Annotated in this window: 14 protein-coding genes; 1 reads left to right on the top strand and 13 read right to left on the bottom strand. The window is 64.0% G+C overall.

Going from position 1 to position 26,661, the window contains the following annotated elements; all coding sequences use genetic code 11:
* Positions 1-71: 71 nt before the first annotated feature.
* From M1D40_RS04855 to M1D40_RS04845, 3 genes are read right to left on the bottom strand one after another with little or no spacing between them, the layout of a single operon-like run.
* Positions 72-2,279 carry an acyltransferase family protein gene (locus tag M1D40_RS04855; protein ID WP_461170393.1) on the bottom strand — a complete coding sequence of 736 codons (2,208 nt, stop codon included), beginning with the start codon at positions 2,277-2,279 and terminating at the stop codon, positions 72-74.
* Positions 2,276-3,451 (bottom strand): glycosyltransferase, encoded by a 1,176-nt coding sequence (locus M1D40_RS04850; RefSeq protein WP_461170392.1) that lies wholly within the window; start codon positions 3,449-3,451, stop codon positions 2,276-2,278. Before M1D40_RS04850 ends, M1D40_RS04855 begins: the two co-directional genes overlap by 4 nt.
* Positions 3,448-3,909: an adenylyltransferase/cytidyltransferase family protein gene (locus M1D40_RS04845; protein ID WP_461170391.1), complete on the bottom strand. Its 462-nt coding sequence runs from the start codon at positions 3,907-3,909 to the stop codon at positions 3,448-3,450. The genes M1D40_RS04850 and M1D40_RS04845 overlap by 4 nt, the downstream gene beginning before the upstream one ends.
* Before the next feature lie 121 nt (positions 3,910-4,030).
* Between M1D40_RS04845 and M1D40_RS04840 the strand changes: the two genes are divergently transcribed.
* Positions 4,031-6,622 (top strand): right-handed parallel beta-helix repeat-containing protein, encoded by a 2,592-nt coding sequence (locus M1D40_RS04840; protein WP_461170390.1) that lies wholly within the window; start codon positions 4,031-4,033, stop codon positions 6,620-6,622.
* Here M1D40_RS04840 and M1D40_RS04835 read toward each other — a convergent pair.
* The 10 genes from M1D40_RS04835 to M1D40_RS04790 form a co-directional block, all read right to left on the bottom strand.
* Positions 6,598-7,836 carry an O-antigen ligase family protein gene (locus M1D40_RS04835; protein WP_461170389.1) on the bottom strand — a complete coding sequence of 413 codons (1,239 nt, stop codon included), beginning with the start codon at positions 7,834-7,836 and terminating at the stop codon, positions 6,598-6,600. The two genes, M1D40_RS04840 and M1D40_RS04835, sit on opposite strands and share 25 nt — an antisense overlap.
* Complete coding sequence (locus M1D40_RS04830; protein ID WP_461170388.1) at positions 7,833-9,185, bottom strand: YveK family protein; 1,353 nt, start codon at positions 9,183-9,185, stop codon at positions 7,833-7,835. Before M1D40_RS04830 ends, M1D40_RS04835 begins: the two co-directional genes overlap by 4 nt.
* Positions 9,176-9,919 (bottom strand): CDP-alcohol phosphatidyltransferase family protein, encoded by a 744-nt coding sequence (locus tag M1D40_RS04825; RefSeq protein ID WP_461170387.1) that lies wholly within the window; start codon positions 9,917-9,919, stop codon positions 9,176-9,178. The genes M1D40_RS04830 and M1D40_RS04825 overlap by 10 nt, the downstream gene beginning before the upstream one ends.
* Before the next feature lie 3 nt (positions 9,920-9,922).
* Positions 9,923-11,224, bottom strand: a complete 1,302-nt coding sequence (locus M1D40_RS04820) for a DUF1972 domain-containing protein (protein ID WP_461170386.1) — start codon at positions 11,222-11,224, stop codon at positions 9,923-9,925.
* Between the two features lie 56 nt (positions 11,225-11,280).
* Positions 11,281-16,572 carry a PKD domain-containing protein gene (locus M1D40_RS04815; protein ID WP_461170385.1) on the bottom strand — a complete coding sequence of 1,764 codons (5,292 nt, stop codon included), beginning with the start codon at positions 16,570-16,572 and terminating at the stop codon, positions 11,281-11,283.
* A 187-nt stretch (positions 16,573-16,759) separates the two neighbouring features.
* Complete coding sequence (locus tag M1D40_RS04810; protein ID WP_461170384.1) at positions 16,760-18,034, bottom strand: hypothetical protein; 1,275 nt, start codon at positions 18,032-18,034, stop codon at positions 16,760-16,762.
* Positions 18,031-18,516, bottom strand: a complete 486-nt coding sequence (locus M1D40_RS04805) for a hypothetical protein (protein WP_461170383.1) — start codon at positions 18,514-18,516, stop codon at positions 18,031-18,033. The genes M1D40_RS04810 and M1D40_RS04805 overlap by 4 nt, the downstream gene beginning before the upstream one ends.
* Positions 18,517-18,935: 419 nt before the next feature.
* Positions 18,936-20,480 carry a sugar transferase gene (locus M1D40_RS04800; RefSeq protein WP_461170382.1) on the bottom strand — a complete coding sequence of 515 codons (1,545 nt, stop codon included), beginning with the start codon at positions 20,478-20,480 and terminating at the stop codon, positions 18,936-18,938.
* 453 nt (positions 20,481-20,933) lie between these two features.
* Positions 20,934-23,702, bottom strand: coding sequence for a helix-turn-helix transcriptional regulator (locus M1D40_RS04795; protein ID WP_461170381.1), 2,769 nt, complete (start codon positions 23,700-23,702; stop codon positions 20,934-20,936).
* Positions 23,699-26,569 (bottom strand): helix-turn-helix transcriptional regulator, encoded by a 2,871-nt coding sequence (locus tag M1D40_RS04790; RefSeq protein WP_461170380.1) that lies wholly within the window; start codon positions 26,567-26,569, stop codon positions 23,699-23,701. The genes M1D40_RS04795 and M1D40_RS04790 overlap by 4 nt, the downstream gene beginning before the upstream one ends.
* Positions 26,570-26,661 lie beyond the last annotated feature (92 nt).

Genomic DNA, 26,661 nt, shown 5'->3' with positions numbered 1-26,661 from the left:
TCAGCCCCGCAAAAACATCAGGAAGGGCATTCCAGGTGTCACTTGAAGGGGCGTCCTTGGATCCGGGTGCCTTATTCGGACATGGTGCTCAGCAGCACCGGTGCCAGGAAGCGGGAATATGCCGGCGTGATATGGGAGGTGTCCACGCGTACCGGGGTGGTTCCCACGAATCCCGGGCACTCACCTGAAGCGTCGCAGAACCACCTGTCGGTGGCGACATAGCGTGCACCCGTGGATCCCGCGGCGCCCTCCTGCGCCTCCTGCATCTCGCGCCACTGTTCGGAGACAGCGCTCACGCAGTCATCCGGGGCTCCGACGCGCGTTACACAGTCCTGAAGATTCCGGCCGGCGGGCGGCGGGGCGAGCACCAGCACCTCGCCAACGCTGTCCTGAACCGCGGCAATGGTGTCCGACAACCCATCCTCCACCTCGTTGACCGCGGACGGAGTGCCGTCCCCGCCGGCACCGGAGGCTAGACGGGAAAGGGTGTTGTCAGCGTCCGCAAGGATGAGGAGGTCCGGCTTGATTTCCCTGACCTGATCTAGGGCCCATTCCCGGTGCTCACCGCACTCCGGATAATCCGTGCCACCGTCCCGGGTCACCCGGACCGATGCTGCCGGGCACTGGCCTTTCGTCAGCGGTACCACCCGGTAGTTGGCGCCCTCGGCAGCCGCACGGATGCCAGGCATCCAGGCGATCGCATAGGAATCGCCCAGCACGGCGACGGTCTTGACCGGCGTGGGAGGTCCTTCGGCGCACCCGTCGAAGTTTCTGGCAGTGATCTCGGCACAACCGTCGCCGTTTACCTCGTCAATCCAGGCTGAGGTACCAAGGGACTCGACCGATGGCGAAAAATCAGGGAACTCTCCCGCAGCCAAAGCGGCTGACACGGTTGCTGCAACGTCCGCCGCAGGCTCCGGCTTGACAGCGGTGCCGGCGTCGGCAGCCGCCGTAGGCGTTCCCGTGGCCGTGTCCGCTGCCAGTGACGCACCTGAAGAGGTGTCAGCTCCGGGACCGGCAGGGTTCAGGAGCAGGGTAACGGCAAGCACGGCCGTGAACACGCCTTGGCAGGCAAGGGCAACAGGCTTCCAACGGGGAGGCGCCCAGCTGGACATGCCCCGCCGCACCTCGGAGACCCGGGCTGTCCCCGCTCGACCGGAACGCCGGATGGGATCCTCCACGAGGTGGAAGGAAAGGACTGAAAGGACAGAGGTCACAGACAGTACGGTGAGCACGTAAGCCGTCCCGGGATCGGGGAAGAAAACGCGCAGCAGAATGATGGCGGGAAAGTGCCAGAGATACAGTGAGTAGGATATCCGGCCGAGATATTGGGACACCGGGTTGGTCAGGAGCAGCATGCTTCGTGAAGTGTGTCCTGTTCCACCTGCAATCACCAGGACGGCCCCGAGCACGGGAAGGGCAACCCCGGGCGCTGGAATCCCGCTGTCCGGATGGACAACGAACAGGCTGGCCAAGATCATCACCAGCCCCATAATCGCCAATCCGCTGCGCAGTCTTATGTCCAGCCGTCCGAAGAGCGGCAGGGCCAGCGCTGCCAGTGCACCGGCTGCAAGTTCCCAGGTGCGGGTGAACGTCGAGAAGTAGGCCCAGGTGGGTGCGGCCGTCACCTGCCACAGTGCATAGCCAAACGATGCTGCTGCCACGAGCGCCATCAGCCCGGCGGTAACGAAAGTTGGGGAACGGCGGCCCGTCCTCATTCCAATAAACGCGGCGGCTATGATCAGCCACGGCCAGAAGAGATAGAACTGTTCCTCGACCGCCAGCGACCAGTAATGCTGCAGGGGAGACACCACTCCGTCGGTCTGCCAGTAGTCCGTTCCGACGGCCGCGAAATGCCAGTTCGCGGCGAACAATGCCGCGAAAATGCCGTCCGTCCGCACGGATGCTCCCCTGGCCGAGTTGTAGAGCAGATATGTGGCCACCACGGTGACCACCACCACCAAAAGCGCCATGGGAAGGATTCTGCGGGCTCGCCGGACGTAAAAGGCGACAAAGTCGATCCGGCCGCTCGCAGCGACCTCGCGCACCAGCAGTCCCGAGATGAGGAAGCCGGAGATGACAAAGAAGACGTCCACTCCGACAAAGCCGCCCGCAGGCCACTGGAAAAGGTGGTTAAGGATCACGGCTACAACAGCCAGGGCACGCAAGCCCTGGATATCGCGCCGTTGCCGGGAGGCCCGGTGAGTTCCCGCCGGACCAGACATCCCGGCTTTGCCCTTTTGGGATTTGTGCGATCCGGACAGTGCATGGCTGTTCATGCTTTCTCCTTAGCGAAGGTGCCATTGGACGGCAACAAATGCGTGGCAATTCTGCTCCTGTACAGCTCCGGGCTGTGGCGGCTGGCTGCCAGCACCGCATCTGCAGCGGCAAGGTGGGAGTACCGGTCCCACTGGACCAGCATCTTGTCCACAGCCTCGGCTATGGCCGTCGGGTCCGACGGCGGCACCAGCCGCACACTGCCGTAATTGCCGGCAGCCTCCCGCAACCCTGACGTGTCGCTGACCACGGCCGGCCGTCCGGCGAGAATCGCTTCGACGGCAGTGTTGCCAAACGGTTCATCAGCACGGGAGGGCACCAGCACAATGTCCGCCTCGGCCAAATACGACCAAACGTCAGGTTGGAATCCGTGCAGGTGAACACGGTCCTGCAGGCCCAGATCCCGAATGGTCAGACGGAGCTGTTCCTCATACCCCTCATTGCCGGGATAGACAGCCCCCACTATGTCCAGCCGTGCTGCGCTTCCGGCGGCCACGAGCTCTGCGAACGCCTCCACGGCCACGTCCACTCCCTTCCGGTGTGCCAACCGGCCCACGTAGATGAGCCGGGCGTCGCCTTGCACTTCCTGCCGCAGCGGCAGCGGGGTGGAGGGCCCCGGGACAGCATTGTCCACAACTGTGGTTCGGCCCCTCAGGCGCGGCTGGGCCGAATGCAGGACGGCTTCGCTGAATCGGCTGTTGACTAGTATCCGGGAGGCAAACAACAGCGGGGCAGCCAAAGCCCTCTTAACGATGGGTCGGGCGGACTCCTCACCCTCATGGACGTGTACAACCACCCTGAATCCAAGCAGCCGAGGCAGAACCGACCACAGGGGCAGCGTAAGCGTGCTGACGTACACGCTCTGCGGCTTCAGCCTCCGAAGCAGCATCAACATCCGCCCCGTTGCCGCAACGCAAGCGGGCAGCAGCATTGGCAGGGAGCGCGGGGACAACAGTGCCTTGCGCAGCACCACTGTCCGGCACAGCACCACTTCGGCGCCGCAGTCCAGCAGCTCGGAGACAAGCGGACCTTCGTCCGGAACCGTAACCACCACGCGGCCGCCTCCCTTCAGCAGCCCTCGGACGCTCTCCAGCAGCACCCTGTCCGACCCGTAGAGCTCTGCCGAGGGGTGGGCGACCAGCACGGTGTCCCTCCGCCCTGCCCGCACGGTCATACCAGGTCTCCTGCGGAGGCCTCAAGGGGCCGCCCGGCACTCATTGCCGCCAGCGCGCGCCGGAGCGCCGTGCTGGAGGTGTGAACGGTATAGGGAAAATAGACAACCTCAGTGCCGACGGCGGCGAAGCGCCTTTCCAGGTCACGCCCTTTGGCTGTTCCGCGCCAGTCGTCCCCCTTGAAGAAGACGTCAAACCGCAGCTCCTCCCACGTGGTGAGCCGGTCCGATTCGACCTCGGCGTAGGCCCTGTCCACACACTTAATGTTTCCGACTATTTCCAGGCGTTCGGCCAGCGGAATAATCGGCCGGGTACCTTTGGTGCTTTCGCACAGTTCGTCCGACACCACGCCGGCAATCAGGTAGTCGCAGTAGCTTTTTGCGTGCCTCAGGATATTCAGGTGTCCAATGTGAAACAGGTCAAATGCTCCGGCTGCGTAGCCGACGGCATACTTTTTCATAGCATCCCTCTCAATAACATGTTGGCAACGAAGCCGCTTTATGGTTGACTTCAGGAGGTTTCGATTGATCAATTTTTTTCTTTGTCTGTAGCTGGGCGGCAGGCCTACATGAGAGACCTCTATGAATCCCCCTTCTTCCAGCTCCCTCCACCGCGTCCGAAAACGCGGGCACCTTCCCGTCCTCACGGCAGTGCTGCTGAGCCTTATCGCCTTTCCGGCGCCTGCCTCGGCAGCGGACCCGCCCGAATACGTCCCGGATACCCCGCTCCTGCGTGACAGCATGTCCCGCTCGGTTCAGGACGGCTGGGGTGAATCTGAGAGCGGAACCGGGTACACCACCACCTGGCTGCCGTCCCTTGCGGTATCCGGAGGCGCCGCCGCTGTGAAAATCCCAGAGCCAGGCACATCGCGCACCGTTGAAGCAGACGTGTCCCCCGCCGTCGACATGTCGGCGTCCTACGGTGTTTCGGTGTCCGAGCTCCCCACGAGCGGGGGCGGGGTCCATACCGGGCTCCAGGTGCGCTACAAAGATGGATCCTTCTACCAGGCCACGCTCCGCGTCCTGCCGGGTGGCGATACAGCCCTGGATATCTCCCGCACCAGTGGCGGACCGGAAACCAAAACGGCGCTGGGACGCCCAGTCGCCCTGCCTTTCCGCATTGAGGCGGGGCAAAAGGTGAATGTGGAATTGCAGGCCACCGGGAGTTCGCCTGTGGAGATCAAGGCCCGCGCATGGCTGGCCGGCGCGACAGCGGGCAATTGGCAGCAAACCGCATCGGACTCGGGCGATGCCCGGATCACCGATGCGGGCACGCTCCGGATCACCACCTACGTCTCCGCAGCCAGCCAACCCGCGACGGTAGCCTATGACGATCTGGCCGCGCAGACGCTGCAGAAGGCGACGGGACCCGTTGTGCCGCCGCCGGCACCGGCACCGGTACCGCCTGTTCCTCCTGTGAAGCCGCCGGTTACCCCGGCACCGCCCACTGTGCCCGAGCCACCCACCGTCCCGGCGCCACCGGCAGAACCCGGCTCCCGGAACGCGACAGGTTCCGCCCCCGTGGGGAGCACCGCGTACGCCATTCCCTCCCGTGCAGTTTTCGCAGCGCCGGGTGGCTCTGACTCCGCTGCCGGCACGCTGGCCTCTCCGCTGCGCACCATCGGCGCCGCTATTGCCCGCGCACCCCAGGGCGGCGCAGTCGTTCTCCGCGGCGGCACCTATCACGAGGAGGTAACCATCCCGGTCAACAAGCCGTTGACCGTCCAGGCCTACCCCAACGAAGCCGTGTGGCTGGATGGAAGCCGTCAGGTCAGTAACTTTGTGCCGACCGGCAAGGTCTATGCAGCTGCCGGTTGGACTCCCACCTTCGATTCGAGCCCCACCTATCAGTGGGGGAAGCCGGGAACCGAGCACGGAGGTTCCTTCGTCGACCCGGCCTATCCCATGGCCTCGCACCCTGACCAGGTGTGGATCGACAATGCAGCGCAGAAGCAGGTGGGCTCCCTGGCCGAGGTTACGGCCGGGACCTTCTATGTGGATTACGCTGCCAGGAAGCTCTATGTGGGGACGAACCCGGCAGGAAAAACCGTCCGAGCCAGCGCATTGGCCAAGGCCATGAGTGTCCGCGCCGAGAACTCGGTCGTTCGGGGAATCGGCATCCGGAGATTCGCCACGTCGGTGCCGCATATGGGCGCTGTGACTGTTGAAAAAACCGGCGTCGTTTTTGAGAACGTATCCATCACTGACAATTCCACTACCGGTATAGCTGTAGGGGCCGGAAAGGTCACCCTCCGCAATGTCACCTCTGCCCGGAACGGGCTGATGGGTGTCAGCGTGGTGTACGCCGACGGATTGACGGTTACCGGATTGGACGCCAGCGGCAACAACGTGGAGCGTTTCAAGAGCGCGCCCGTTGCGGGCGGAATGAAAGTCGGACGAACGCGCGGCGTCAGCGTCCAGCAAAGCACTTTCCGCAATAACGCTGGCACCGGGCTGTGGCTGGATGAGTCTGTGTACAACGCGGATTTGGCCGGTAACGCCATGACCGGCAATGCGAGTCACGGGGTCTCCGCCGAAATCTCCGCCAAGGTGCGGTTGGTGGACAACGTCATCGCCGACAACCGGAACTTCGGAGTCAAGGTCAACAACACCAGCGAGGTGGAGATTTGGAACAACACCTTCAGCGGCAACGGCCGGCAAATAAACGTTGTCCAAGACAAGCGGCGGGCCAGTAACCCGTCGACTCCCGGTCACAATCCCCGCCAGCCCTTCCCTGACAGGACGATGACGTGGATTAACGGACCGGTAACCGTCCGCAACAACATCATCGCTTCCACTTCCGCAGCCGGAAACTGCCTGCTGTGTGTGGAGGACTATTCCAGAGAGTTCACCGCTGAGCAGCTCCGGGTCACCGCCCAGGGCAACGTGTACCACAGGGTCAACGCGCAGCAACCCGGCTGGGCAGTGGTGTGGTCCGGAGGTAAGTCCAACGCCAGTGTGTATACAGGCGTCGCGGCATTCCGCGCGGCCACCGGCCAGGAAAAAACGCATCTGGAGCTCACCGGGCCAAGTCCCCTGGCGCCTAACACGTTTGCCGCCAACGGAACGGTGCAGGACCAGGCCGGTGCAGTTGCCGTTCCGCTGCCGGCTTCCATTGCCGGCTTGGCCGGGCAGCCTTCGGGAGCACGTCATCTGGGCGCCTTTACCAACTGAGGCATGACGGAAATCGGTGGCCTGCTGAGTACCGTGTAATCCCGGGTGGGAGCAGCCTCCGCTGCCCCCGCCCGGGGTTCCCAGACCACCAGCGAAATGGCAAAGAACAGGAGGAAAGAGGTGCTGACCTCAGTCAGCCCGTTCTCGAGGAAGCTTCGCAGCAGCAGAAACAGGAGCATGGCCGGCAGAAACGAGTCCGGTGCCCTTCGCAGGCTGCGGGACAGCAGGGAGAAGGCCCACACGGCAAGGACCAGTGTGCCCAAGACGCCGGCCTGGGCAAGCGCGGAGATCCAGCTTGAGTCCAAGACTTGGGATTCCCAGTACTGCCCTTTGACGGCCACCGTCTTGATCGACAGTCCCCCGCCGACCCACCGCTCCCATGTGCGGGCGGAAGTATCCAGGACGGTCTCCCATGCCAGGGTTCGGGAATTCAAAGTCAGCAGGGATGCGCTCCCGGGCCGCATCACCATATTCATCAACGCGGGGGTATAGAGGAGCGCCGGGAGCATAACCGTTCCGAGCGCGAGCAGTCCGACGGCTACCGCACGCCGCATCCTCCGGAGGGCGAGGCCAATTACGGCTGCCGCCAGAGCAAGGCCCAGCAGAGCCGTCCTGGATTCCGTGGCAAGGACTGCGCCGAGCAACACTCCGAGGAGGCCCACCTGGACAAAGGTTCCTTTGCCCCGCAGGAGGTTGTGCGCCAGAGCGATGGCAGGAACTCCACACAGCATGGCAATTGCGTTGGGCCGAAGCGGTGGGATGACACCTGCAAGTCGTTGGCCGCTCAACAGGCCGGGCAGGCCAGTGGCTGCACTTACCAGGCCGACGATCGCCATCGCCACGAGCAGCGGCTTGAGCGCGGCTGGGGTGGGAGCAGCCGCCAGCAGAAATCCCACGGTCGCCGCCACTAAAAGCAGCCGCGCGGCCAGGACAACTGAGGCTCCCACGTCTCCAACGGCAACAGCGCCGAGCAGCGAGACCGAAACGAAAAGAAACAGCAGCAGGAACGGCCGGCCCGGGATCTTCCGGCGCTTCGGAGCGTAGGCCGCAAGCGCGAAGGCAAGGAGGCAAGCCAGAGCCTGGCAGGCAGCCTTTGCCAGGACCACTCCATCCGCTCCGCCGTCGTAATAGAACCCTTTGCGCCAGGCCACCGTGCTGCCCAGAAGCAAAAGCCAAATCGCGTACGGGGCAGGCCTGAGGATCCAGGCATTCACTGGCGTTCCTCCGTGGCGACCACCGGCGCCACCGGGCGGGGCCGCAGGACACCCTTGAGTACCCCGGCAGGCACGTCGAGCATGACGATCCCCAGAGGTTCAATGCCCAGGGAACGCATTTCCATGACCGCTCCATCCAGCTGGGCGTCAGTTGTTGATCCGTAAGAGACCAGAACCAGCGCACACTGTGACACGGCGCCCACCATTTCCGTATTCAGCGGCTCTGAGGAAGCAGCAGCCAGCGTGAGCAGCACATCGAAATCTTCCGCGAGCTCCTTGATCAGGGTTCCCGCGTTCCGGCCCGTGTCAGCTGTCGAGAGGGAAGGACCCGACCCGGCTGCAACGGTGAACAGTGAGCCTGTGCCCACCTGGCGGACCACCTCGCCGGCCTCCACAGTGCCGGTGACCAGATCGGTGAACCCCTGGCTGTCACGCGAGAGCCCGAACGGAGCGCGTACGGCTCCATCCCCTTGAAGGACGCATACCCGCCGCCCGCTGTCGGCCATGAAGCGGCCCCATTCCTCGAGTATCATCTCTCCGGACACCGTTGAGCGCTGGCATGCGCCCGTAGCCAGGACGATGCGGGGCAGCTGTCCTCCCGTGCGGAGCAGAATGCGCGTCAGCAGGGAACGCAGCTCCGTGTCCGGGCCTGCCTGCTTGCGCAGTAAAAAACGACTGCTTCTGCCCAGGACCGGCATCCGTCCGATAAGTTCTACGCCTGAAGCGGTGACCACGTCTTCCGCAGAATGCAGGGCAGCGCCCCTGCGGTCCGTAACAATGGCCGCTATCAGGCCGATGAACAACCCTCCGAAGGCACCCAGCACCAGGTTGGTGACGATATCCGGTGATGCCGGATGGACTGGAGGGGCAGCGGGGACCGTGATCTGGGGGTCGACTACAGCCGCGCGCGAATCCTCATCGTTCTCCAGCAGCCGGATCTGGTCTGCCAGGCTTTCTGCGACAAGATTCGCGGTGGTGGACGCTTCCTTGCCCGATGCGGCGGAGGCCATGACCCGTACATACACAGTGTCCTTCGGGTTTTCGGCGCTGACCCGGCGGGCAAGGCTGGAAGCAGTCATACCATTGCCGAGTTTTTCGGCCACGGGTGCCAGAACCTGCGGACTCCTCACCAGATCCGGGTAATTTTTCACCCGTTGAAGGGTGAATTGCGAGTCCTCATAGGACGAGCTGCTGGAGGACTGGGCCTTTACGAAAAGATCCGCGCGGGCCTCATAAGATTTGGGGCTAACCCAGCTCACCAGGATCGCGGCGTCAACAGCAAGGAACACAATGAACAGGATCAGCAGCAGGCGCCTGCGGAAAAGCAGCAGATACTCACTCAGTTCCATGACTTCACCTCCCGGTACCACTTGCCCAGGGCCAGAACGAGAAACCCAGCGGTGCAGGCGAAGAGGAACACATACAGGCCGGTAAACAGCCAGGGAATAAAAAGCAGAAGCGACAGTACGCAGATAACGCCGAAATCCGTGGGCAGCACTGCCAATGAATACAGCAAAGAGGAAGAGCGGTTCTCGTCAACGGGCGCTTTCCCGGCTGCGCGGAGGCTGCGCCGGAGCTGGTCCATCAGCAGGGTGGAGAAAAAGTGCACGGTGGAAAGTACCTGGAACAGCAGCGGCAGCAGCAGCCACCCAGCGTCGAGGTCATAGAACCGCCACCAGCAGACCAGGAAGGCGAGGTGGATGGAGCCGACCTTGAAGGCATCGACAGTGTGATCCAGCCACTCCCCCGCCATGGATCCCCTGCCGGTCAGCCGGGAGAGCTGACCGTCAGCGGAATCCAGGGCGTATCCCAGCACCAGCAGTAGTGACACTGCTAGGGAAGTCAAAACGGTTGGCTGGACGGCAACGATGATTCCAATGCCGCTGAATGTCGAAAGTGCGCTGAGCGCTGTCACCTGGTTTGGACTCAAACCTGCGGTGCCGGCGGCCGCAGCCAGATAACGGCCAAGGCGCCTGTTGACGTAGCGGGAGTATGCAGGTGCGCCTTTGGCGCTTTTTTGGGCAGTTGAAAGTCCGTCCAGTGCTTCTCGGAATGTTGGCTGCGCCCCAGTTCGCAGTGTCATTGACTACCTCGTTCTAGTTTGGGCGACATCAGTCGCCGGGCGTGGTACTGGTCCGGTGGGTGTGCGCGCGGACGCGGGAGCAGGTTCCGGCACGACGTCGCGAAGGGGCACCGGCCCGTCAGGACCGTGCACCTTCCACCCGGAGTCCGGGTTGCGTCTGGCCCGGGGGTTCCTGGTGGTGCTTCCGCTGGCCAGATCTTTCGCGAGCCGTAGGTAACCTTCGGCGACGTCGTCCCAGCGGTAGGCGGCCTGCGCCCGCTCCCGGGCACTGGCACCGAGGGCCCTCGCCCGCCCTTCATCCGCATCCAGTTCTTCGATTAACCCGGTCAGGCGCGCCACACCGTCGAAGTACCGTCCGGCCTCTGGGCCGAGTACCTCGCGGTTGAAAACGACGTCGTAAGCCAGGACCGCGGTTCCCGAACCCATGGCGCGCAGCAGGGAAGGATTTGTTCCACCGACGGAATGGCCGTGGAGATAGGTCCGGGCGTGGGAATAAAGCTGGCTCAGCAGTTGCTGGTCCCAGACGCCGCCCATTAACCGGATGCGGCTGTCCCCAGCGGCCAGGGCTTTAATCCGCTCGGTGTACTCTGCGGCGTATGGCGCCGATCCCACCACTACCAGGGGCAGCCGGGCATTGCTGCTCCCGTATCCCTCGAGGATGAGCTCAACATGGTTTTCCGGTTCGAACCGGGCCACCACCAGGTGGAAGCTGCCCGGGAGGAGCCCCGCGGGGCCCAGTTTGTCGACGGCCGAGTTGCCTCCCTCCGGGGCTCCGTAGACGAGGAGCCGGGTATCGACGCCGAACTCGCTTCGGTAGTAGCTGGCAATACCTGCTGCATCGGCTATGAGCGCATCCGCTCCGCGGACGGATGCCCGTTCCGCCCAGCGGTAATAGCTCCGCCCTTTGCCGCCCCACTTGGACCTCTTCCACTCGAGCCCGTCCACATGCACCGCTACGCCCGTGGCGGACCGACGCAAGAGCGGCAGGAACGGTGCGTTGGCGGCGTTGAAGAGGAAGGCGGCATCGAACTTGGGTCCACGGAGCATGTGCATGGCGGACAGAGCCGTATGGCTGAGCGTCTCACCCGTTTTCAGCCGAAGCGCCGGCAGGTGCACCAGTTTCATACCGAGGTGGCGGGGAGGGCGTTCGTCATTATGCGGACGGCAATAGACGGTGACATCCACTCCCCGCTCCACCAACCGGGATCCGATTTCTTCAATGGCCGTTTCAAACCCTCCATAGTGTGCCGGCACGCCGCGCGTGCCGACCATGGCCACCCGGAGCTGGCTGTGTTGGGTACTCATGTTGCTGTTCCTTCTTTCGGAGGGTCAGTGGCAGTGGAAGATGGAATGGATCGGAATCAGGGGCGCGGGTGGCCAGCCCAGAGATTGTCCAAGAATCCAATGACAGGAGCATTCGTGGACGATCCGGAGAGGTAGGCACCCAGACCGATCCGGCCCGGGGCCTGCAGCCCCGCTGTGGAGTCGGTTGCGGAAAGCTGCCACTGCACCGGTTCGGCCTGTCCCGTCTTCCATACCTTGGCTCGCAGGGTTGTGGGTGAGGTGCCGGTGGCCTGAACGCGGACCGTCAGCCGGTCACCTGGCCGGTAGGTCAAACCGGTAATGGTGGTCTGCGGGACCAGATAAACATCCCCCCGGTTTAGGCTCACTCCCACGGTGCCGTTGGACATGTATCGGACTTTTGCTGAGTAATTGCCCTTTCCAGCGATGTCGCGTGCATAGACCGATTGGTAGACGCCGCCGCCTGTGGCTGCTTTGTCCAGGCCCAACTCCACCTGTACTTCTGTGTCCGCTGCGTTGACGCTGGACAGGTAAGTGGTGAGGCCGGCACCTGCAGTACCGAGACGAAGGCGGCCCAATCCGTCTGCGACGGTGAAGTTCGCAGTTGAACCGACGTAGGTGTACGCGCCACCCTGATCCGCCGTCATCCAGCCGATGATCGAGGTTCGCCCGAAGGAATCCTGGGCAAAGACCATCGGTACAGTGCTCGCGATCCGGATTTGCCCGGTCTGCGTAGCGGTGGCGCCGTCGGAATCCGTGACGGTCAGCGTCACGGTGTATGTTCCGGCACGGGTGTATGTGTGCACCGCAGTCCTGCCGGTGCCGGAAGAACCATCACCGAACGACCAGGCATAGCTTGCCGGCGCCCCCTCCACGTCCGTTGAACCGGAGGCGTCGAACGCCGCCGAGAGCTCCGAAACAACGGATGTGAAAGCAGCAACGGGAGCGGCATTGGCGGCCCGAATATTCTGGGTCACGGATGCCGTGGCGCCGTTGGCCGCGGTTACTGTCAGCCTCACTGCGTAGTCCCCGTCAACGGCGTACAGCCTCGTGGGGGTCATACCCGTCCCACTGGTTCCATCCCCGAAGTCCCAGGAATAGACGGCTCCGGCTCCTGCATCCTCTGCCGAGAATCCGGCTGACCGTCCGTTGATGCTGGAGGTGAATGCAGCCACGGGCGCAGGATTGCTGACCGGGATGGTTTGTGAGACGGAATCGCTCAAGCCGCTGCTGTCCGTGGCAGTCAGCCTGACGCTGTATTGCCCGCCCGTGGCGTAGTCGTGGACCGGGTTGCGTCCGGCCCCTGTGGAGCCGTCCCCGAAGTCCCAGGCGTAGGTGGTGATGCTGCCTGTGCCGGCACTGGTCGTCGAGGCGTCGAAACTGGCCCGAAGCGCACTGACGGATGAGGTGAAGGCTGCCTTGGGGCCGGTGGGGGCCGGGGCCTGCGCACTGGCTGTGGCCGTTGCTGTGCTCGCAGCTCCGCGGTTGTCGACCACAGTCAGCGTGACGAGGTAGTCCCCGGCGGCTGCGTAGGTGTGGGTTGGATTAACTCCGGTGCCGGTGGTGCCGTCGCCGAAGTCCCAGGCGTAGGAACTGATGGTCCCGTCCGGGTCAGTGGAGGCTGCGGCGTCAAAGACGACAGCCAGGTCCCGGACGTGGGTGGAGAATGACGCGGTTGGCGTCACGTTTGTGCGGTCAACCGTTAGGTCGGCCCGGACGGTTGCTTTGGCGTCCAGGTTGTCTGTGACGGTCAACGTGACCGTGTAGGTTCCTGGCGCCCGGTAGGCGTGGCCCGAGGTGGCGCCGCTACCGGCGGCTCCGTCGCCGAAGTCCCAGGTATAAGAGCTGATGGTTCCGTCAACGTCCCGGGAACCGGCAGCGTCAAACATCGCGTCCAGCCCCGAAGCCGAGGATTCGAACTGCGCTGTGGGAGCGGCATTGGCCACCGTCACGGTTTGTGTGGCGGTTCCTTCACCGTCCCTGTTGTCAGCGACCGCCAGACGGACTGTGTAACTGCCCGCTGCAGCGTAGGTGTGCGCTGCCGTGGCCCCGGTGCCGGTGGTGCCGTCGCCGAAGTCCCACCGATAGCCTGTGATTTGTCCATCGCTGTCGGCAGACATTCCCCCATCAAAGCTCGCTGCCAGTCCTTGGGCAGTGGCTGTGAAGGCCGCTTGGGGCAGGGCGTTCGCTCCGCTCGTAACGACCGTTGCCGTAGCCGTGGCCCTGGCCCCGGCATCATCCGTAACCGTTAGCGTGACAACGTGGTCGCCCCCTTCCGCAAAGGCATGCTGAACCCGCTCTCCCTCAGCAGTAGCACCGTTGCCCAGGTCCCACTGATAAGAAACGATGCGGCCGTCGGCGTCAGTGCTTCCCTCACCTGAGAGCACCACGTTCGACCCGTCAATTGTGGAGGTAATCCTTGCGACAGGGACTGCATTAGCCAAGCCGCTGGCCGCGTAGTGGGCGCGGATGCGATCCTCCGTGAGGGCGGAGCCATATACTGCAGCTTCATCGATGGTGCCCTCGAAGAATGGGCTTGAGGCCCCGCTCCAGGTCCGGTCACCGCCGATACGCCAGAACCCGGTGTACAGCTCAGCTGCTGGTTGTGGGTGCGTACCCGTCAGTGCGCCATCGACATAGAGCCTCATCCCCTCTGCGGATTGAGTGGCGACCACGTGGTGCCAACGGTTGTTGTTGTAGGAGTCCGCGGTGATGATGGTGTTTTCCGTGCCGGTGTACGTACCGAACGTCAGCTTCCCGTCATCGCGCATATATACGTGCCGGTCATAGCTGCCGGACAGCCCGTTGTTGGAGCTGCCGAACCCGATGATCTTTCCACCCAGTTCCGTGTTGGTCTTGAACCAAGCCTCCGCACTGTAGGCCGTAGGGTTGTTGGCGGCGGCCCCGGCAGCTGCCATGCCGTCCGAGCCGTTGAAGTCAAAGGCGCCACTTCCTCCGACTCCGCCGGAGGTATTCCTGGTCACTCCCCCGGAAACCAAGGCATCATTCATGGACAGACTGGTGTCCAGAGCTGTTGTAGTACCGCTATCGTTGAGCCGCCAGAAGATCTGTGGCGAGTCGCTGTAGACGGATTTGCCGTAGCTATCCGTGGGGACGGCCGGAATGCTCGGGCTCCGGCCGCTGGCTGTGTAATGATCAGCCACCCGCTGGGCGGTCAGCGCGGTCGGGTATACGGCAACTTCGTCGATGATGCCGGTAAAACTGCTGGTTGAGGGCTGGCTGGGCCAACCGCCAATGTTGTCGCCGCCAACCCGCCAGTAGCCGTCGTATTCCTGTCCGTTAGTGTTGTCGGTTCTAAAGGCAGTGCGCACGCCGTCGACGTAAAGTGCCATGCCGGAGGAACTCATGGTGGCAGTGACATGATGCCACTTGCCGTCGTTGTAGGACTTGGCCGAGTTGACCGTTACCGTCCGGCCCGGGTAAGCACCAAACCAAACCCGGCCCGCATTATCCATGTAAATGCTGCGATCATGCGTGGTCGAATTTCCCGTCCGTTGGTTGCCGAAGCCCAGAATTTTTCCGCCCGTGGTGGTTGTTGTCAGGAACCACGCTTCGGCTGTGAAAGTGTCCATGCCGGGAGTGAGAGCCCTGTTTGCTATGGACGCAGTAGCGCTTCCGTCAAAGCTCGAGGCGGCGTTGTCGGGCAGGGCGCCTGCAGCGCCGCGGGTGATGCCGGCGCCAAGGTCGCCGTCGTCATACCCCACGTGGTTGTAGGCGACGCTGCCCGTTTTCTCGTCCAGCGGGTAATACAGCTGAGCGCCGTCCTCCCTGACCATTCGTGAATATGCCGAGGGTGTGGAGCTGGAAACTGTCACCGGATCGGAACGCGGGCTGATGAACTCGTTGCCGGAAGGGTCTTTTACGCGAATGCGATAAGTATGTGTGGCACCCGGAGTGCGGCCCGTGTCGGTGAAGCCCAAGGCCTGGCCCCTCCACCATAGAGAGTGTGCATCAACTGAACCGATGGCTGTGAGGCTGTTGTCCCGAAGCACTTCATAGGAGAGAACGGCGTCGTCGTAGTCCCAGGTGTTGGGCCATGCCACACGGACGGTACCTGCCGTCGTTGAGAGGGGGGAGGGCTTTACAGCGGCGGAGTAGACCGGCGCCACTTTATTGGGAGCCACGGACCTCTGTCCAAAGACGGCAAGCCCCTGCTGGGCCTTGCCGTTGACGGTGGTGAATTCGCCGCCTTCGACCAAATAATTGTCGTTGTTGTCTAGCGCCCATCCGCCTTGGTACTGACCGGTGAAGAAGCCGGTGTTGATCGAGGGGTACCAATGGAGCAGTGTGGGGACCGGCTGACCGGAATACTTGCTGTTACTGCCCGGAGGCGCCTGATCTGTGCCGGTTGCATAGATGGTTTCTGCAAGGCTCCGCCGCCAGGTCTGCGGCGTTGTCTCCGGGAATTCCCCCAATGACGAGCAGTCATGCGCGTGTGAGACGCTGTAGAGCACTTCGCCCATGACTGCCACGTCCGTTGACGCCCCGTAGCAATTGTCCAGCCAGACAAGTTCACCGGTCCAGAAATTCGCAGCGAACCGACCATCAAACCAATGACCGCCCATGCCGTTGGCGGAGGCGTAGATGACGCCGTCCTTCTCGATCATCTGAGTAACCCAGGAGGTGTTATTAGTCCCGGCCTGCGACTGGGGGATGGGTGTGCTGGTCCACAGTTGGCTCGCGCCGGACGTTCCATCCACGGCTCCAATACCAACCTGCAGCGAATTGTTGAGTGTTTGGAACCGGCCGGCAAGCACCACCCGGCTGTTGTCTGCGGACGCCACGATGCCGTGCACAATATCGTCTGCCAGCGGCGCCCACGGCAGCAGGACTCCGGTGGAACGGTTGAAGGCAGCGGCATTGCCGCGCGGCTGGTTACCGGCCTGTTTGAACGATCCGCCCACATACAGGGTGGTTGCGGTGGCGTAAACGGTTTGCACGCTGCCGGCAATGCTGGCGCTGAAGGGCTGGAGTGCTCCCGATGAAGCAGCGAAAATAGCCAGTTTGCTGCGTGGCTGACCACCCACTGTGGTGAAGCTGCCCCCGACAATAATCTGTGAGTTGTCCGGACTCATCTCCACCTCCAATGCCTGCGCATTGAGGTTCGGGTTCCACGGTAGGATCTTCCCGGTGGAAATTTCGAAAGCCATCGCGTTGTTGCGCACTACTTCCCCGGTGCCCCCCTCGGGAACACCCGAGGGACGCGCTCTAGTGAAGCTGCCTACGGCGTAGGCTACGTCTCCATTGACCGTAGTGCTCCAGACAACGCCGTTGATCTGCGGAGTGGTGAGAAGATCAGCGCTAAGGGTTTCGGGAAGCTCTCTCTCCAAGGCCGCCTCCGGCGTAGCAGCATTAGAGACTGCCCCCGGTTGCACAGCCGTTGTTGGAAGGGGAGCGGCTTGAACCGGAGCCACGACCAGGCTCGTTAGCAGGGACGTGGCCCCCAGTATTGCCAGGATTCTGGTGAAACTTCTTCCGCCGGCTGCTTCCCCCCGAGAAGACGCGGCCCAATGACCTTTACGCATGCTTTTCCAGCTCCCTTTCGTGGGGCGTGGTGCTGACGGTTGTGTTTTTCAGTGCAGTGGTGCGCAGCGGGACCAGGAGAATCTGCCGGATGGCAAGGCCTCCCAGCGCTGCTCCGAAGGCTGCCGCCAAAGGAGCCAGAGCAGCATTTCCGGTGAGATGGACCAGCAGGACGACGGCGCCCAGAGACACCAAGGTGTCGATGAATCGGATGAGGAAGATCCGTGAAGGGTTGGACCTCACGGCCGCCAAAACCCCGTACGGGGTCGCCGCCGAAACTGCTGCGGTGTAGGTCAGCCAGCCTGCAACCGCAGCCAGTTCCGGTAGGCTGCCGAGCAGGAGCGGGCCGGCCGTGGGCAATGCCAGCACCGCTGCGGCGGTACAAGCCGCGGTGGTGCATAGAAGGGCCAGCACACCGCGGTCCGCCCGGCGGAGCAACTGTTCCAGAGGAACCTCGCGGGCACGGGCGAAGGATGCGAAAAGGTAGGAGGAAATGCCTCCCACCACAAGCATTGCGGGCGCCGCGTAAACGCGGGCGAGCTCCAGGGCCCCGCTTGCCTCGAGGGCAACCATCAGGACCACTGCGCTTCGCAAGGCAGTTAATAGGGCCGGACGAAGGGACTGCTGAGCTGCGCGCCAGCTACCATAGGCTGCGACCGCCCGCCACTGCGCGCCGCGCAGACTGACCAGAACTCGTTCCGCAGCGGGAAGGGCAACCACTCCGGCGACCGCACCGGCTGCCTGACCAATGGCTATGGCCGCCAGGAACGACGACACCGTCAATTCCGTTTGCTGCCCCACCAGCAGTAGTAGAAGGAGGGCACCCGCTATTACCGATACATCCATCACCACAATCCGTTGGAAGAGCATGCACGCCATCAGCAGGCGTCGGAGCACGTCCTCCACCAAATAAGCCGCAACAGCCAGCCCGAGGAGGACGGCCTGGGTCAGGTTGACCAAGCCCAGGGCCCAAACCGCCAGCGGGACAGCGACGGCACATGCAAAAGACAACAGGAACATCCACACTTGCAGTCCTGCGCGCAACACTTTGGACCGGCGGTTCAGGACGGTCAGTGAATCACCGACGAACCCGCTGGTAGTGGCGGCTGAGAGCACAAGCAATCCGTACAGCAGGCTCAGCAGACCCAGACTTCCCAGGTTTAGCGAGCGGGCAGCTACGGCAAGAATTAGGAAGCTGCCGAGGGCCTGGCTAGCTTGGGCTCCAACCGCCCCGACGAGGGAACGGTAGCGGGTGGCGCTGGGAGTCATGGCAAGTCACCACGGAAAATCAAAGGCTGATGGGAACCGTTCAAATCCAGATAGAGAACGGGATCGGTGGCTCCCTCCGGTAACTGGAAGGCGTATGAGGCTTCCGCCGAGGACCCCGGTTCCAAGGATCCCGTCAGGTCAAAGGCTTCAACGCCCCTGTACAGGGGCGCAGCAGCTATGCGATCTTCCCCGTAGAGCATCGCCGGAACGACTGCATTCAAATCCAGCACCTGGGGCGACCCGTTACGGATGGTCACCGTAAACACGATGTATTCGGCACCTGCCACTACACCAATGCCCTCGGCCTCGACGGTTCCCCGCTCGAAATTGGAGGTTGCCGCCACGACGCCGTCCGAGTACATTGCTTCCTCGTTGAAGGACGAGGGCTCCACCGGTATCGGGTTCGGAACGGCATCACTGCGGACAACTACGGGTGCTTCGGCGGCCTGCCCTTCCTCGGGTACAGATGCGGGGCCGCCCAACGGTCCTGCACTTTCATCCGGCTCAGGCGTTGGGAGTGGATCCGCCAGCGCGTCTGTCGAGGAGGCCGTAGCTGATGAAGACGGTTCAGTGGCCGCTTGACTGCTGTCCGTGGAATTCCCGGAGCAGGCAGTCAAGAGCAGAGCAATTATGCCCAATAGCACGAATTGGCACCTGCGGTGAATAGCGCCCCTGCTCGACCCTGCCATCATTTCTTACTCATTCCGAGACCGTTTATCTTTTGGGTTAAGTGACATATAAAACTTCGAGCAACTTATCGAACCCAGGAACGTCACACACGAGTACCTGTTACTGCCTTCAATCACTTTAATTCTGCATCTACGAGTCCAAGTACTCGTTTTAGCTTTGTGATTTACTTGCTTCGCGGTAGCGGGCTGGACCTAGGTGCCAGTGGCCAGGTTTAGTAGGCGCCAACCGGTCGGAACATTTGTGCCACGGTCCGCCACAGAATGATGACGTCGCCGGCGAGAGACCAGTTCTCCACGTAGTAGAGGTCCAAGCGGACGCCGTCTTTCCAGTTGAGTTCCGAGCGACCATTTGTTTGCCACATACCCGTGATACCGGGTTTGATGTACAGCCGCCTGTGAACCCGGTTTTTGTATTGGTCAACTTCTCGCTGCAGCGGCGGTCGGGGCCCCACGAGAGACATATTTCCCAACAGAACATTCCAGAACTGGGGGAGCTCATCGAGGGAATACTTGCGCATCCAGCGACCGATGCTCGTCACCCGCGGGTCGTGCTGCATCTTGAAGAGCACCCCGCTGCCTTCGTTGCTGTCCAGCAGACCGGCCAAGTCGTCCTCGGCGGTTTCTACCATGGAGCGGAATTTATACATCAAGAACTTCTTGCCGCCCCGCCCAACACGTTCTTGGCGGAAAATAATAGGTCCAGGACTATCTCTCTTGATCAAAACGGCCAAGACAAGGAGAACGGGGAACAACACGAGCAGCGCCAGCGCCGACAGCGCAATATCAAGGGCCCGTTTTAGAACGTGTCGGGCTCCCATATATTGGGGCAGTTCTACGTGCATGAGGGGCAAGCCCTCCACAGGGCGGGAGTGGATTCGTGGACCCGCGACGTTGGTTAGGCCTGTCGTCAGAATCAGCTGAGTGGCAGATTCTTCCAGTTCCCATCCAAGTTCCTGGACGTAAGCGGCACCGCCCTTCATCGGACCCGCCACTATCACCGCATCGGCCCGCGTCCGCCGGACGGCACTTACGACGGTGTCCCGGTTAGCCACCACAGGGATTAACTGTCCGTTGACCGCGAGATACCCCGGCTTGCCATCAGTCGAGGTCAATGCGACCCCTACAACGCGATACCCAGAGCCGGACTTCCGTTGAATTTGGTTGGCAACGTACTTCACATCCTTCATTCGGCCGAGGACCACTACTTTGAACAGATAACGGCCCCTGGCCCTCTGCGCGCGCAGCCACTGACGTAGGACCCAGCGGCCCAGCAACAGCCCAAGCACCCCGGCCGGGAAAGCCAGCGCAAAGAATCCTCGTGAAATATCGACGCCGAATACGAGGCAAACCATGGCGAGGGACCCCAGAAGTGTCACCGTTGCACTAACCACTCTCTTATACTCGTCCACACCGTGGCCCACGATTTGTGCGTCCCGGCTGCCGTACGCGGACAGCACACCGAGCCAGAAAATCACTATGGAAGCGGAGACGAGCGTGTAAGGGAGTGCCATACCGCCGGCTTCCACCGACGGCTGCGTTGGCCCGAACCGGACCAAGTGCGCCAGAGTGAGCACTAAAAAAACTATGACGGTGTCAGTGATCAGCAGGATCCGTCGGTAACGTTTGGTCCACCTTAGGCTCTCGCTAGCTACCCTTTGACTGGCAGGGACGAAGCTTCTGAAGTTTGGAAAAGCAATAGGCGGGGGAGCCAAACTGAGGTCCAGTCGGGGGGATCCGGCATCCTTTACTTCTGTCATGAAATCCCCTCAGGATTCAGAGTCTTCCGAAGGGGCCGACGACGGCTGGGGGGAAGCCTTGGTCTCAAGAGGCTTCGACGCCGTCGACCCCGCTCGGGGGACCGGCGCCGGTGGCGCCGGATGATTGAGTGCGGGGACGGACAAATGGAATTACGCGGAAGATATTCACTCCGGGAGATACCCGGGAAACACCGCATTAATTACCGTTTATATCCGCATTTATTTCCCCGCGGAACAATCAACACAACAAAGACTAGAAGCGGCGCATATCGCTGGCACGAGTAATGCTTACTCGACTCCCGGCAGTGACTTCTCCCTCTGCGGGAGATATACCTGCCACTACTTGGGTTGACACATTCTTCGAAGAAGCGCAGGGGGAAATCAGGTATGGTTCGGAGCTTGTTTAATCGGCCCGGCAAGGCGCTTGCCGGGAACATTCGCTGGTGCGGACGCCTAGTCCAGGACGGCCGGGCTGGCGCCGGGTTCCAGTGCCAGATAAGCCGCTTCCAGGTCAGCGCGCCGGCTGATGCCCAGCTTCACGTAGATCCGGTAGACGTGGCCTTCCACAGTCCGTTGGGAGAGCGTGAAATGGGCCGCCACGTCCTTGGTGCTGGCACCGGAAAGGAGCAGGTCGACAATCTCGTGTTCGCGGCGGGTCAGCCGCACCAGATGAAGCGAGGGGCTGAGGTACGAGACGGTGACGCCGGCGAGTTCTCCGCGTCGCCGGCGCAGCTGCTGGATCAGGGCGCGTTGGCGCCGCAGGTTGCCGTGCGCACCGTAGAACCTGATGGCATGGCCGATGCTCTCCACGGCAAGCAGGTACTTGCGGTGCCGGACCGCTTCATCCGCCGCAGCAACCATCCGGTCCGGGCTGCCTGACGCGACGGCTCCTGCATACGCATGAAGCGCCTGGGCCTCCCCGCCTTCAAAGGCCGCACTGACTTCCAGCAGCCGGCTGGCCTGCCGGAGGTCGCCAACGGCGAGGCAGAGCTCCAAAATGTCCTTCTCCGCGGCCAGGAATCCTCCGGTCCGCGCCTGCTCTGCCATCTCGGCCAGCTTCTCCGGGACATTGCCGTCCGGCTCGCCCGAGGCCAGGGCAGCGGCGGCATACGCCTGCCCCACCAGCCACAGCGGCCGGGGGCCGGTGTAGCCGACGCCGCGCAGTTCCTTCGCGTACCGTGCCGTCTGGGCATGGTCCCCGACAACTGTCGAAGCGTAGCCGGCCAGCCCCAGCGCGTAGGGCAGCAGCATTTCCGGATCCGACGTCCGCAGGGCTTCCACCGCCGGGTGCAGGCGCTGCAGCCCTTCGCGCAGCCGGCCCTGGTGAATTTCCACCGCTCCTTCGAAGACTCCCATGGTGCCGCCGTAGGCAATCAGGTGCTGCGGGGCAGACTCCAGCTTGGCCTCAAGGAGGCGCTCGAGCTCGGCGAACCGGCCGCCGTGCAGCAGGGCCTGTGCGTGCCGGGCGAGTGCTGTGCCGCAGTAGGCCTGGAGCGGACCGCCGAGCCGTGCAATCAGGTCCAGTGCCCCCTCGGAGTGCTGGAGCGCGGCGCTGATCTGCCCCCGGGAGACCAGGAGCTCCGCCAGCAGGCTGTGAAAGACGACGCTCCACCGGGGACCGGAGTCCACCGACACCGGAAGCCGCTGGCCGGCCCGGGACGTGAGCCGGGCCTGGGCGGCGGCGTAGTCACCCTCGGTCATCAGGGCCATGCTGCGCAGCAGCTCAGCGGCGGCGTCAACGGCAGGCTCCGGTTCTCCGGTGCCGCCGCTGCGGGAGGAGAGCTCACCCGACGCCGCGCACCAGGCGTTGGCGAGCTCCTCGAGGTCGCTTCCGGGCAGTCCGGAACGAAGAATCAGCCGGGTAGCGGCCAGTGCCGCGCGGTCCAGGGTTTCAGCGTCTTCGGCGAGGGTTCGCTGCCCGGGTTCCAGGATGCCTTCCAGCAGCATCCGCGCCTGTGCCAGCTCTCCGGATTGCACCCTGGCAGCAGCGGATTCCACCCGTGCCGGCAGCACATACGCAGGGCCGCCCACCGCGGCAGCAAAACGGACCGCCAGCGGTGACCGGGCGGCGTCGTTCGCAGTTCGCGCGGCTTTGAGCAGCTGCTCGTCCGCGACAGTGTCGCCGCAGTCCAGTCCCCACTCCAGCCGGCGAAGCCAGGCTTCTTCCTCCCCCGGGCCGGACGGCTCGCCGCCCTCGCCGCTCTCCAGGACGGCCAGCACCCGGGAACGGATCGCCGCACTGCGGACCGTCGGCACCAGGGACCGGATGACTTCGGAGTGCAGGGGCTGGGACAGGCACAGCAGTTCAGCCGATCCCGGGCCCGGTTGCAGAAGCCCGTCCGCGATCAGGGCATGGACCGGCGCCGGACCGCTGACAGCAACGAGGACGGACTGGGGCAGCAGGTGCGCCAGCGCCAGGGTTTCGAGGACCTCGCGTTCCTCCGGCGTCCGGACCGCCAGCTGGCCCTTGACCAGATCCACCACGGAGGTGTCCAGGCCGTCGGGTTCACCGCGCAGGAACCAGGCACCGTTGCCCTCCGCCAGCAGTCCGAGCCTGCGGGACTGGGTGAGCAGGGCCTTCAGGTACAGCGGGTTTCCGCCGGATACCGCAGCAAGCAGCGCCGAGGATGCCCGCAGCACGGGGCCGCCCAGGACACCCTCGCACACTTCATGGACTGCTTCCGCTGACAGCGCGCCGAGATCGATGCGGGCGAGCAGCCCGTCCCGAGCCAGCGACAGCAGCTCGTGGATGCGGCGCGCCCGGGGGCGCGTCAGCACCAGCAGCCGCAGCTCGCCGGACATCGCCAGCTGGGTCAGCACATGGCAGCTGGACTCATCCAGGCACTGGGCATCGTCGATGACCAGCAGCGGCTGCGGGCTGCCCGTCTCGCTGATGCGGCGGAAGTGGCGGCGGATTGTCCGCAGGACCGCCAGCGGGGACTCCATGTCCTCCGGGCCGGCTGACTCGAGATAGGGCGAGAGCACGCCGTACGGCATCCGGGACAGCACCGGGCTGCCGTGGATGAAGGACGCACTCACGATGCCGTCCAACCGTTCCAGCACCTGGTCCGCGAGCGCCGTTTTGCCCATGCCTCCGGCTCCGACAATGACGGCGCCGCGCAGCCCGGGTTCCAGAAGCCGGGCGGTAATCTCCTGCACTTCCCGGTCCCGGCCCAGCAGCAGCGGTGCGCCGCGCTCGCCGGTAGGAACCGTGCCGATCATTTGTGTACCCCGGACTTGTCGGCGATGATCTTGGCCAGCTCGCGCCTGCTGCCGACGTGGAGCTTGGAATAGACCTGGTACAGGTGCCCTTCCACAGTCCGCACCGAGATGTTCAGCTCAGCGGCAATGGCTTTGTTGCTCGTTCCGGCGGCTGCCATCTTGGCAATCGACCGTTCCCGGAAGGTCAGGGCGCCGAGGTACTCGTCCGCAGAATCGGATCCCTCTGCTGTTCCCGCGGAATCGGTGCCGCGCCGGCTGCGGTGGATGAATCGCACGGTGGCACGGTCCCCCGCCCCCGAGGCGACGGCCAGCGCCCGTTCGGATGTTTCCCGGGCGAAAAGCACATGCCCGGCGGCTTCCCCCATTTCCGCGGCCTGGATCAGCAGCTGTGCATCGTAGCTGCCGGCCCCCTTGGCGTAGGTCTCACATATCCTGGCGAACGTTCCCTGCTGGTGGGCGGCAACGGTCAGGATGCGGTCCAGGTTCTCCGCGTCCCCCAGCCGCACGGCGTGCAGCAGGGACAGCAGCTCGTAGGAGTAGGCTCCCCGCCGGTGGTCATGGGCGGCCAGGTCAATGAAGCGGCGGGCGGCCTGGGGCGACCCGAGGGCGCCGTCGGCCAGGGCGGCGAAATGCCGCGCCCCGCGGCGGACCGTCCAGGGACCGCCGTCGGACGCCTTGCCGCTGAGCTGCAGGTACCCGTCCGCACCGGCGCGGTCCTTCCGCAGTGCCAGGCAGTACGCCGCAGCGGCCGCGGCCAGCGGAATCATGGAGGCCGGTCCGCCAACCCGAAGCTGTGCCACGGCGGGCACAAGGCAGCCCAGGGCGCTTTCGGCATCGCCTGAGTAGGCGTGCAGCAGTCCCTGGCCCACTTCGGCGAACATTCCCGCAGACTGCGCGGCCTGTCCCTGCTGCTGCTGGACGAGCAGCCGCCGTGCATCGTGCAGCGCCCCGATGGCCAGGTAAACGAGGACGATCCGCGCAAAGGAGGTGCTCCGGTCATCCGCGCCAACGTCGGGCTCGGCCAGGAGCCGCTCAACGTCCTGGGCCACTTCAAGGGCTTCGTCCTGGCGGTCCGTCATGCCGAGCGCTTCGCAGAGCCAGGAACCGATCAGGGCACGGAACCCTTTGTCGCGTCCGGCGGGCGCCTGCAGCGGGGCTAGGTAGACCGCGTTCTCGAGGAACCGCCCGTGGTTTGAGTTGCATTCGGCGCGGGCCAGGATCATGTCGCGGGTCAGGGCAGCAGCATCTGTCCGGCTGATGTTCCCGGCCGCTGAGAGCTCCGCCGTGCGCTGCTCTGCCTGGCGCAGCAGTTCATCGTGCTTCTTTGCGCTTCCGGGCGGCAGTGCCCCGGCGGGAAGCGTACCCGACAGTGCTCCGGTGGCGGCCATGCACAGCACCCGGTTTTCCGCGAGCAGCAGGCGAACCTCCTCGAGCGCAGTTGCACCCTTCCCCCGGCTTCGGTAGCTGCCCAGGGCCGCCAGTGCGCCGCCGTACTCCGCCCTCATCATGCGGGCGGCGACCAGTTCCAGGACGGACGCCGGGGTCTTGGCGCTGTCCTCCCGGGACGAGAGGAAGCGCAGGGCCCGCTCCGGGGCGCCGGACGAGTTGGCAGTCCGCGCCGCCGCGACGGCGGCGTCCAGAGTCAGTGACTCGCCGCTGTCCAGCCGCCACACGGCCAGGCGTGCCGGTTCCACGACGGAAGCAGCGGGATCGGGGTCTCCGCTTTCCGGAGTAGCCGCTGCCTCGGTTGTCAACGGTGCAGAGACGGCCACGGCGGACCGCAGCTGTTCCAGCAGCCGGCTGCGCTCGGACGCGTCAAGGGAGAGGCAGACGGCGTTGGACAGCACCTGGTTCCGGATCCGTATGCGGGGCACGCTCTGCCTTTCGACGGCGAGGATCCCCTGTTCCTGCAGGATGTCCACTTCGCCGGGATCGGCATCGTGCAGGGCGGCGCCCAGCGGCAGCGAGCCGGCCAGGGCCACGGTCCGCACCAGTGCCAGCTGCCTGCCGGTCAGCCCGTCCAGACGGCCCAGGACCGCTTCGGCAACGCGCCCGGCAGGTGCCGGCTGGTGCGGCTCAAGGACCCAGACCTGTCCGCTGCGCCGCAGCCGCCCGCTCTCCCTGTAATCCCTGCAGCCCAGGGTCAGCAGGTGCGGGTTGCCGCCGGTGTGGCTGTGCAGATCCGCCACGGCCGCCCCGGACACGAGTCCGTCCAGTTCCGCCGACACCAGTTCTGCGGTCTCCGCCAGGTCCAGCGGCTCCAGGTCCACCCGGGACAGGATGCCTTCCCTCCACAAGCCGGTGAATTCGGCAGGTGCCCGGCTGAAGTCGCGGAAGCAGGCCAGCAGGCCGGCCGTCCTGCTCAGGACCATCTGGCTGAGCGCCATGGCAGAGAATTCGTCCAGGTCCTCCCCGTTGTCCACGGCCAGCAGGACGGGGCGGCCCTCTGCACGCTCCTGGATGAGCCGTGTCAGCCCGCGCAGGATCAGCACCGGATGCGAGGAAATGTCCGATTCCAGTTCCGACAGGAGAAAGGTCAGCGCACCGAACGGAGTGCGCCCGGAGAACGCCGATCCCCGAACATGCACCACGTAGGTGTCGGAGCTGCACTGGCGCAGCACGTGGTGGATCAGGGCTGTCTTGCCGCTGCCCGCTTCCCCCACGAGGATGCATCCGGCCCCGCCGCCCGACGCGAGCCGCTCCTGAATGGTTTGGGTTACAGCGCGCCGGCCGACAAAGCGCGGCGGAGCGGCCTGGTCTTCCCTCGCAGCCTCGTCCTGCCGGCGAACCTGGCTGAACGGTGCTGCGCCCGTTGTTTCGGGTACTGCGGAGGAACGAACGCGTGGCGGGTGGATACTGTTGTGCACGGTGAGACCCGATTCTGCCGGCGGCCCCGTCCGACGCGGTTTTCCGCAGGAAGAGGCTCGTGTTCAATGTCTGCCGCAAGCGTAGGAGACGC

It is taken from the genome of Arthrobacter sp. Z1-15 (genome assembly GCF_054792395.1).
The sequence above is the reverse complement of the archived record's forward strand: the minus strand, read 5'-3'. Positions and strand labels throughout refer to the sequence as shown.